The sequence below is a fragment of the uncultured Amaricoccus sp. genome (assembly GCF_937858865.1).
Classification (GTDB): Bacteria; Pseudomonadota; Alphaproteobacteria; order Rhodobacterales; family Rhodobacteraceae; genus Amaricoccus.
Genome location: NZ_CALLYO010000215.1, coordinates 1 through 6,729 on the forward strand (window position 1 = coordinate 1; position 6,729 = coordinate 6,729).

Below are 6,729 nucleotides of genomic sequence, written 5' to 3' on the forward strand. Positions count from 1 at the left end.
CGGTATCGACCCCGGCCATGCGGAACATCGTCGAGGGGAACTGGAGCCCGCCGGCCGCCACCTCGGTCTCGGCGCCGGCGAGCGCCGCGAGCTCGCCGTCGCCCGAGGCGTCGACGAAGACGCGCGCCGCGACGGCGAAGGGCGCGGCGCGGCCGCGGACGATCGCGTGCGTGATCCGGTTCCCGTCGCGCACCACGTCGGTCAGCCGGGCCTGGTAGAGGAGCTCGAGCCCCGCCACCTCGGCGAGCTCGTCGAGCACCGTCTTCAGCGTGAAGAGATCGTAGGGCAGCGAGGCCGTCTTCAGCCAGGGCAGCGGTCCGCGGGTGCCGCCGGCGGCGGCGAGCCGGGCGCGCACCTCCTCGGCGAAGCCGAAGACCATCTGCACCGGCGCGCCGTCGACGAGGCCGTAGAGGCCGCAGATGCCGCCGAGGCTCGTCGCCGTCATCGTGCCGCCGAGAAAGCCGTTCCGCTCGACGAGGAGCACCGACGCCCCGGCCCGCGCCGCGCCGACCGCGGCCGCGACCCCCGCCGAGCCGCCGCCCGCGACGAGGACGTCCACCTCGCGCAGGAGCGGGACCTCGCGCGGCGGCAGGCGGACTGCCAGGCGGACGGCGGCCGTGGCCATCACACCACCCCGCCCGCGCGCAGCTCGGCGATCCGCGCCGCGTCGTAGCCGAGGAGCTCGGCGAGCACCTCGCCGGTATGCTCGCCGAGGGTCGGCGGCGCGCGGCGGATGCCGAGGTCGTGCCCCTCGATGCGGAGCGGCGAGCGCAGCAGCCGGATCGGCGCGCCGGGCTGGCCGGGATGCGCCGTCTCCTGCACCACGCCGCGCGCCTCGACGTGCGGGTCGGCCAGCATCTCGGGCACCGAGTAGATCGGCCCGCAGGGGATGCCGGCGGCGTTGCAGGCCGCGATCCACGCCGCGCTCGTGCGCCCGAGGAAGGCGGCGCGCAGGTCGGCGAGCAGCGTCTCGCGATGCTCGAGCCGCCCGGCGTTGCGGGCGAAGCGCGGGTCCTCGGCCAGCTCCGGCCGGCCGATCAGGTCGCAGAGCCGGCGGAACTGGCTGTCGTTGCCGACCCCGAGGTTGACGTGCCCGTCGGCGGTGCGGAAGGTCTCGTAGGGCACGATGTTCGGGTGGGCGTTGCCGTGCCGCCGCGGCACCCGCCCGCTGACCAGGTAGTTGGCGACCTGATTGTAGAGCCAGGCCACCTGGCAATCGAGCAGCGAGATGTCGATCCGCCGCCCGAGGCCGGTCGCGTCGCGCTCGCGCAGCGCGGCGAGGATCGCCACCGTCGCGTACATCCCGGCCATGATGTCGGAGATCGGCACGCCCACCTTCATCGGCGCGCCCTCCGGCTCGCCGGTCAGGCTCATCAGCCCGCCCATGCCCTGGATGATGAAGTCGTAGCCGGCCTGGCCGGCATAGGGGCCGGTCTGGCCGAAGCCGGTCACCGAGCAGTAGACGAGCCGCGGGGCGAGCGCATGCACCGCCTCCCAGCCGAGCCCGCGCCGCTCGAGATCGCCGACCTTGAAGTTCTCGATCAGGACGTCCGACCCCTGGGCCAGCTCGCGCACGATGGCGAGCCCCTCGGGCTTGGAGATGTCGACGGTCAGCGAGCGCTTGTTGCGGTTGGTGGAGAGGAAATAGGCGCTGTCCCCGTGCGGGGCGTCGTCGACACCCGCGGGCAGGAAGGGGGGCCCCCACCCGCGGGTGTCGTCGCCGGCGCCGGGCCGCTCGACCTTGATGACGTCGGCGCCGAGATCGCCGAGGATCTGCGTGCAGCTCGGGCCGGCGAGGATGCGCGACAGGTCGAGGACGCGGAGGCCGGAGAGCGGCAGGCTCATGACGCGGCGACCGCCTCGCGTTCCGCCGGCACCGGGCGCCAGGCCGCGATGTCGGCCTCGGGGACGATGACGCCGGGGTTCATGATCCCCGCCGGGTCGAGCGCCCGCTTCGCCGCGGCGAAGGCGGCGCCGATCAGCTTCGGCCGCTGCTCGACGTACCAGGGCATGTGCAGCCGGCCGACCGCGTGATGGTGGGTGATCGTGCCGCCCGCCTTCATCACCGCATCGTAGGCCGCGACCTTGATCTCCATGCACTGCTCGGCCATCCGCGCCCGGTCGGGCAGGCAGTGGAAGGTGAAGTAGGGCGCCGGCCCGTTCGGGTAGATGTGGGTGAAGCGGCAGGTGACGGTGCCGGCGCGCCCGGTGACCCGGCGGATCGCCTCGTCGACGGTGCGGACGACCGAGCCGTGCAGCTCGGGGAAGCCGCTCCAGGGCACGGCCGTCTCGAAGGTCTCGCGGCAGATGCCGCGGGCGATCATGTGCTCGCGGTAGTAGGGGCCGCGGATGAAGGCGTTGCGCCACTGGCCGGCGACGGCGCTGCGCGCCTCCGGCCGGTCGCTCGTCTCGACCGGCGATCCGCCGTAGTCGGCGCAGAGCTCGACGGTGAGCCGGAGCAGGTCGTCGACCGGGTAGTGCGCGCTCTCGTAGCCGAGGACGAGGATCGGCTTGCCGCCCTCGTAGGCCTTGGTGTGCCCGGCCTCGAGCGCGTCGATCAGCCGGCAGTTGGCGGGCTGGAGCCCGGATTGCGAGATCGCCCGCACCGCCTCGGCGGCGCGATGGTAGTCGTCGAAGACCAGCGTCGCGCCGACCTTGAAGCGCGGGCGGTTCAGCACGCGGATCCAGGCCTCGGTGATGATCCCGATCGAGCCCTCGGTCCCCATGACGAAGCGGTCGGGGGAGGGGCCGGCGCCGGAGGCGGGCAGGCGGCGGCTCTCGCTCACCCCCTGCGGCGTCACCATGCGGATGCTCTCGACATAGTCGTCGATATAGGTGGCGTTCGAGGCGAAGTGGCCGGCGGCGCGGGTCGCGATCCAGCCGCCGAGCGTCGAGAGCTCGAAGCTCTGCGGGAAGTGCCGGAGGGTGAGGCCGTGCTCCTTGAGCTGGCGCTCGAGGTCGGGGCCGTAGACGCCGGCCTGCACGCGGGCCGAGCGCGACACCTGGTCGACCTCGAGCAGGCGGTTCATGTGCCACATGTCGATGGTGACGACGCCGGCATAGTCGCCCTCGATCTCCGGGTTCACCCCGCCGACGACGCTCGAGCCGCCGCCGAAGGGGATGACCGCGGCGCCGATGCCGCCCGCCCAGTCGAGGAGGGCGCGGATGTCGTCCTCGGTGCGCGGATAGGCGACGACGTCGGGGGCGCGGGTGAAGTCGCCGCGGAACATCCGCGCCCCGTCGAGGAAGGATCGGCCGTAGGCGTGCAGCGCCCGCTCGTAGCGGTCCTGCCGGCAGATCCCGGTCAGCGCGGCGGGGATGGCGGTGATCCGCGGGGCGCGCATCTCGATCGTCTCGAGCGTCGGGGCCGGCGTCACCTCGAAGTCGGTCCCGAAGACGCGGTGCCAGGTGTCTAGGACGGGGGCCATCTCCTCGGCTGTCGCCGTCTGGTCCTCGAAGCCCCAGGCATAGAATTTCCGTCTGCGCTCAGACACTCGGGTCTCCTCACCGTGTTGGGGTTCGCCAGTTCGGTTGAAGCATGCTCCCCCATCTCCTCGGATGACAAACAAGTTCTCCTTCGCCTCAGGTGAGCAATTGTTGTCTGAACTCGTGGCGCGCGGCGGCTCCGACCGGTCGAGGATCACGCAGAGATGCGGGTCGGGCCGGCTCGTTGGGGACGAGCATCGAAAGCTCCGGCGCGCCGTTCGAGTCGCGTCTTACATCGCAAGCCCGCAGCCTGTAAGTCGTGGGAACGGTGGAGCAGAGCTGAAACACGAATGAAGCGCCGCAAATGATTGATATGCCTTTAGATCGAGCCGATGCAATGCCGTGGCGCCTGTCCGTGGCGCCGATGATGGACTGGACCGACCGGCACTGTCGCTACTTCCACCGGCGGTTCACCCGGCGGACGCTGCTCTATACCGAGATGGTGACGACCGGCGCGGTGCTGCGCGGCGACCGGGCGCGGCTGCTCGCCTTCCACCCGGACGAGCGTCCGCTCGCGCTGCAGCTCGGTGGGGCGGATCCGGGCGAGCTCGCCGCCGCGGCGCGGGTCGGGCGCGAGATGGGCTTCGACGAGATCAACCTCAACGTCGGCTGCCCCTCGGACCGGGTGCAGTCGGGCTGCTTCGGCGCCGCGCTGATGCGCACCCCCGGCCTCGTCGCCGAGTGCGCCGCGGCGATGATCGCCGCCGCCGGCCCGGTGCCGGTCACCGTGAAGTGCCGCATCGGCGTCGACGAGCAGGACCCCGCGGCGGTGCTGCCCGCCTTCCTCGGCACCGTGGCCGGCGCCGGCGTGCGGCGCTTCGCCGTCCACGCCCGCAAGGCCTGGCTCGAGGGCCTGAGCCCGAAGGAGAACCGCGAGATCCCGCCGCTCGACCACGCCCTCGTCGTCAGGATGAAGGCCCGCTTCCCCGACCTCGCCCTCGTCGTCAACGGCGGCATCGCGAGCCTCGACAAGGCCGAGGGCTTCCTCGCCCGCGGCCTTGACGGCGCGATGATCGGCCGCGCCGCCTACCATGCGCCGGCGCTGCTCGGCGCCGCGGACCGGCGCATCTTCGGCGCCCCAGGCCCGGACGTGACGGCCGAAGCAGCGGTGACGGCCATGCTCCCCTACATCGAGGCCGAGCGCAGCCGCGGCACGCCGCTCAACGCCATCACCCGCCACATGCTCGGCGCCTTCCAGGGCCGCCCCGGCGCGCGCGCCTGGCGCCGCCAGCTCTCGGAGGAGGCGCACCGGCCCGGCGCCGGCCCGGAGCTGGTGCGCGCGGCCCTCGCCGCCATCGTGCCGCGACCCGAGCCCGTTGATCCGCTGCGCCGGGCAGGGTAGGGCAGGGAGCATCGGCCCGACAGGAGCTGCCCGCGATGCCGCTGCCCCATCTTGCCCAGCTCCTGCCGCTCGTCGGCCTGCTCGTCCTGATCGGCGCCGGGGCCGGCGTCATCGCCGGCCTGCTCGGGGTCGGCGGCGGCATCGTGCTGGTGCCGGCCTTCCTCTACACCTTCCTCGCCCTCGGCTACGACGGGCCGCAGATCATGCAGGTCTGCATCGCCACCTCGCTCGCCACCATCGTCTTCACCTCGCAGCGCTCGGTGCGCGCGCACGCCAAGAAGGGCGCAGTCGACTGGAGCATCCTGCGCGGCTGGGGGCCGGGCATCGCCATCGGCGCCATCCTCGGCGTCATCGTCGCCGGCGGCATGAAGACGACCGCCCTCATGGTCGTCTTCGGCATCCTCGGCACCATCGTCGGCCTCTACCTCGCCTTCGGCCGCGACAGCTGGCGGCTCGGCGACCACATGCCGACCGGCCTCGGACGCGCGATCACCGCCCCGGTCATCGGCTTCCTCTCCGTGCTCATGGGGATCGGCGGCGGCAGCTTCGGGGTGCCGCTGATGCGCCTCTACGGCCAGCCGATCCACCGCGCGGTGGCGACCGCCTCGGGCTTCGGGCTGATGATCGCCATCCCCTCGGTCATCGGCTTCCTCATGCAGGGCTGGGGAGCGCCCGGCCTGCCGCCCTGGACGGTCGGCCTGGTCAACATCCCAGCCTTCCTGGTGGTGATCGGCGTCACCATGGTGACGACCACCTGGGGGGTCCACCTCGCCCACGCCATGAACCCGAGGCCGCTGAAGCTCGCCTTCGCCGGCTTCATCATGCTGATGGCGCTCAACATGCTCCGGAAGGCGCTCATCGGCTGATCACCCGCCGCCGCGGCGCCCGGCCCGCCCGCCGCGCCGCACCGGCTTCACCAGATGCGCCCGCCCGGGCAGCTCGGCCATCACCGCCCGCCGCGCCTCCGGCGTCATCGTCGACCAGCCGGCGATCTCCTCCGCCGTGCGGTAGCAGCCGATGCAGATGCCGGCCTGCGGATGCAGGAGGCAGATCCTGACGCAGGGGCTCTCCACCTCGTCGCGCCGCCAGACCTCGTCGCTCACCGCCGCGCCTCGAGATGCGCCAGCCGGTCGAGCAGCCCCTGCAGGATGTAGCCCGCCGCCACATGGTCGATGACCTCGGCCCGCCGGCGCCGTGAGGCGTCCGCCTCGAGGAGCGCCCGCTCCGCCGCCACCGTCGAGAGCCGCTCGTCCCAGAAGGTGATCGGCAGCTCGGTCAGCCCGGCGAGGTTGCGGGCGAAGGCGCGGGTCGACTGCGCCCGCGGCCCCTCGCTGCCGTCCATGTTGCGCGGCAGCCCGAGCACCAGCCCGCCGATCCGCCGCGCCTCGGCCAGCCGCAGCAGCGCCGCGGCGTCGGCGCTGAACTTCGTCCGCCGGATGGTCTCGAGTGGGCTCGCCACCCGGCGCGAGGTGTCGGAGACGGCGACCCCGATCGTCCGCGTCCCGAGGTCGAGCCCCATCAGCGCCTGCCCGGGCGCGAGCGCCGCCGCGAAGGCGGCCGGCTCGGCGAGGATGGGCGCGGTCACGGCGCCAGCCCCGCGTCCGCCGCCGCCGCCTCGATGACGGCGAGGCCGGCCGGATCACCGGCATGCTTCTGCCGCGCCTCGGCGAGAATCGCCGCCGCCTCCTCGCGCCGGCCGAGCACCCCGAGCGAGCGGATGAGCCGTGCCCAGTCCTCCGGCGGCCCGCCCTCGCGCGCCAGCCGCTCGGAGAGCCCGTCCACCATCCCGGCAATCATCGCCTGCCGCTCCTCGGGCGCCATCGCCCCTGCGGCCTCGACGTCTTCCGCGCTCGGCCCGGCACCGGCCGGCGGCGCGAGCCCGGCCTGGCGCGCCGCCTCGG

General features: G+C 73.4%; 7 protein-coding genes and 1 pseudogene. 2 read left to right on the top strand and 6 right to left on the bottom strand.

Going from position 1 to position 6,729, the window contains the following annotated elements; genetic code table 11:
* From Q0112_RS05810 to Q0112_RS05820, 3 genes are all read right to left on the bottom strand, one after another.
* Positions 1-625: FAD-dependent oxidoreductase (locus tag Q0112_RS05810; RefSeq protein WP_297972680.1), on the bottom strand; the 625-nt coding region annotated here is incomplete at its 3' end.
* Positions 625-1,845, bottom strand: coding sequence for a CaiB/BaiF CoA-transferase family protein (locus tag Q0112_RS05815; protein WP_297972682.1), 1,221 nt, complete (start codon positions 1,843-1,845; stop codon positions 625-627). The genes Q0112_RS05810 and Q0112_RS05815, both read right to left, overlap by 1 nt.
* Positions 1,842-3,494, bottom strand: a complete 1,653-nt coding sequence (locus Q0112_RS05820) for an FAD-binding oxidoreductase (protein WP_297972683.1) — start codon at positions 3,492-3,494, stop codon at positions 1,842-1,844. Before Q0112_RS05820 ends, Q0112_RS05815 begins: the two co-directional genes overlap by 4 nt.
* A 329-nt stretch (positions 3,495-3,823) precedes the next feature.
* Between Q0112_RS05820 and dusA the strand changes: the two genes are divergently transcribed.
* Entirely contained in the window at positions 3,824-4,828 is a 1,005-nt protein-coding gene (dusA, locus tag Q0112_RS05825) for a tRNA dihydrouridine(20/20a) synthase DusA (protein WP_297972686.1), read from the top strand.
* 35 nt (positions 4,829-4,863) lie between these two features.
* Positions 4,864-5,694 carry a sulfite exporter TauE/SafE family protein gene (locus Q0112_RS05830; RefSeq protein ID WP_297972688.1) on the top strand — a complete coding sequence of 277 codons (831 nt, stop codon included), beginning with the start codon at positions 4,864-4,866 and terminating at the stop codon, positions 5,692-5,694.
* Here Q0112_RS05830 and Q0112_RS05835 read toward each other — a convergent pair whose 3' ends face one another.
* The 3 genes and pseudogenes from Q0112_RS05835 to Q0112_RS05845 all read right to left on the bottom strand — a co-directional run.
* Positions 5,695-5,931, bottom strand: a complete 237-nt coding sequence (locus Q0112_RS05835; protein ID WP_297972690.1) for a DUF1289 domain-containing protein — start codon at positions 5,929-5,931, stop codon at positions 5,695-5,697. It abuts the gene before it with no gap.
* The gene (gene ruvX / locus Q0112_RS05840; protein WP_297972692.1) at positions 5,928-6,347 is read right to left on the bottom strand and encodes a Holliday junction resolvase RuvX; all 420 of its coding nucleotides are present in this window, start codon (positions 6,345-6,347) and stop codon (positions 5,928-5,930) included. The genes Q0112_RS05835 and ruvX overlap by 4 nt, the downstream gene beginning before the upstream one ends.
* Positions 6,348-6,409: 62 nt before the next feature.
* Positions 6,410-6,729: pseudogene (locus tag Q0112_RS05845) on the bottom strand (c-type cytochrome biogenesis protein CcmI); the annotation flags it as partial.

What these genes read in the sequence shown, in the direction of transcription:
- ruvX (WP_297972692.1), bottom strand. Translation starts at nt 6,347, where the DNA reads ATGGGGCTCGACCTCGGGACGCGGACGATCGGGGTCGCCGTCTCCGAC.
- dusA (WP_297972686.1), top strand. Translation starts at nt 3,824, where the DNA reads ATGCCGTGGCGCCTGTCCGTGGCGCCGATGATGGACTGGACCGACCGG.
- Q0112_RS05815 (WP_297972682.1), bottom strand. Translation starts at nt 1,845, where the DNA reads ATGAGCCTGCCGCTCTCCGGCCTCCGCGTCCTCGACCTGTCGCGCATC.
- Q0112_RS05830 (WP_297972688.1), top strand. Translation starts at nt 4,864, where the DNA reads ATGCCGCTGCCCCATCTTGCCCAGCTCCTGCCGCTCGTCGGCCTGCTC.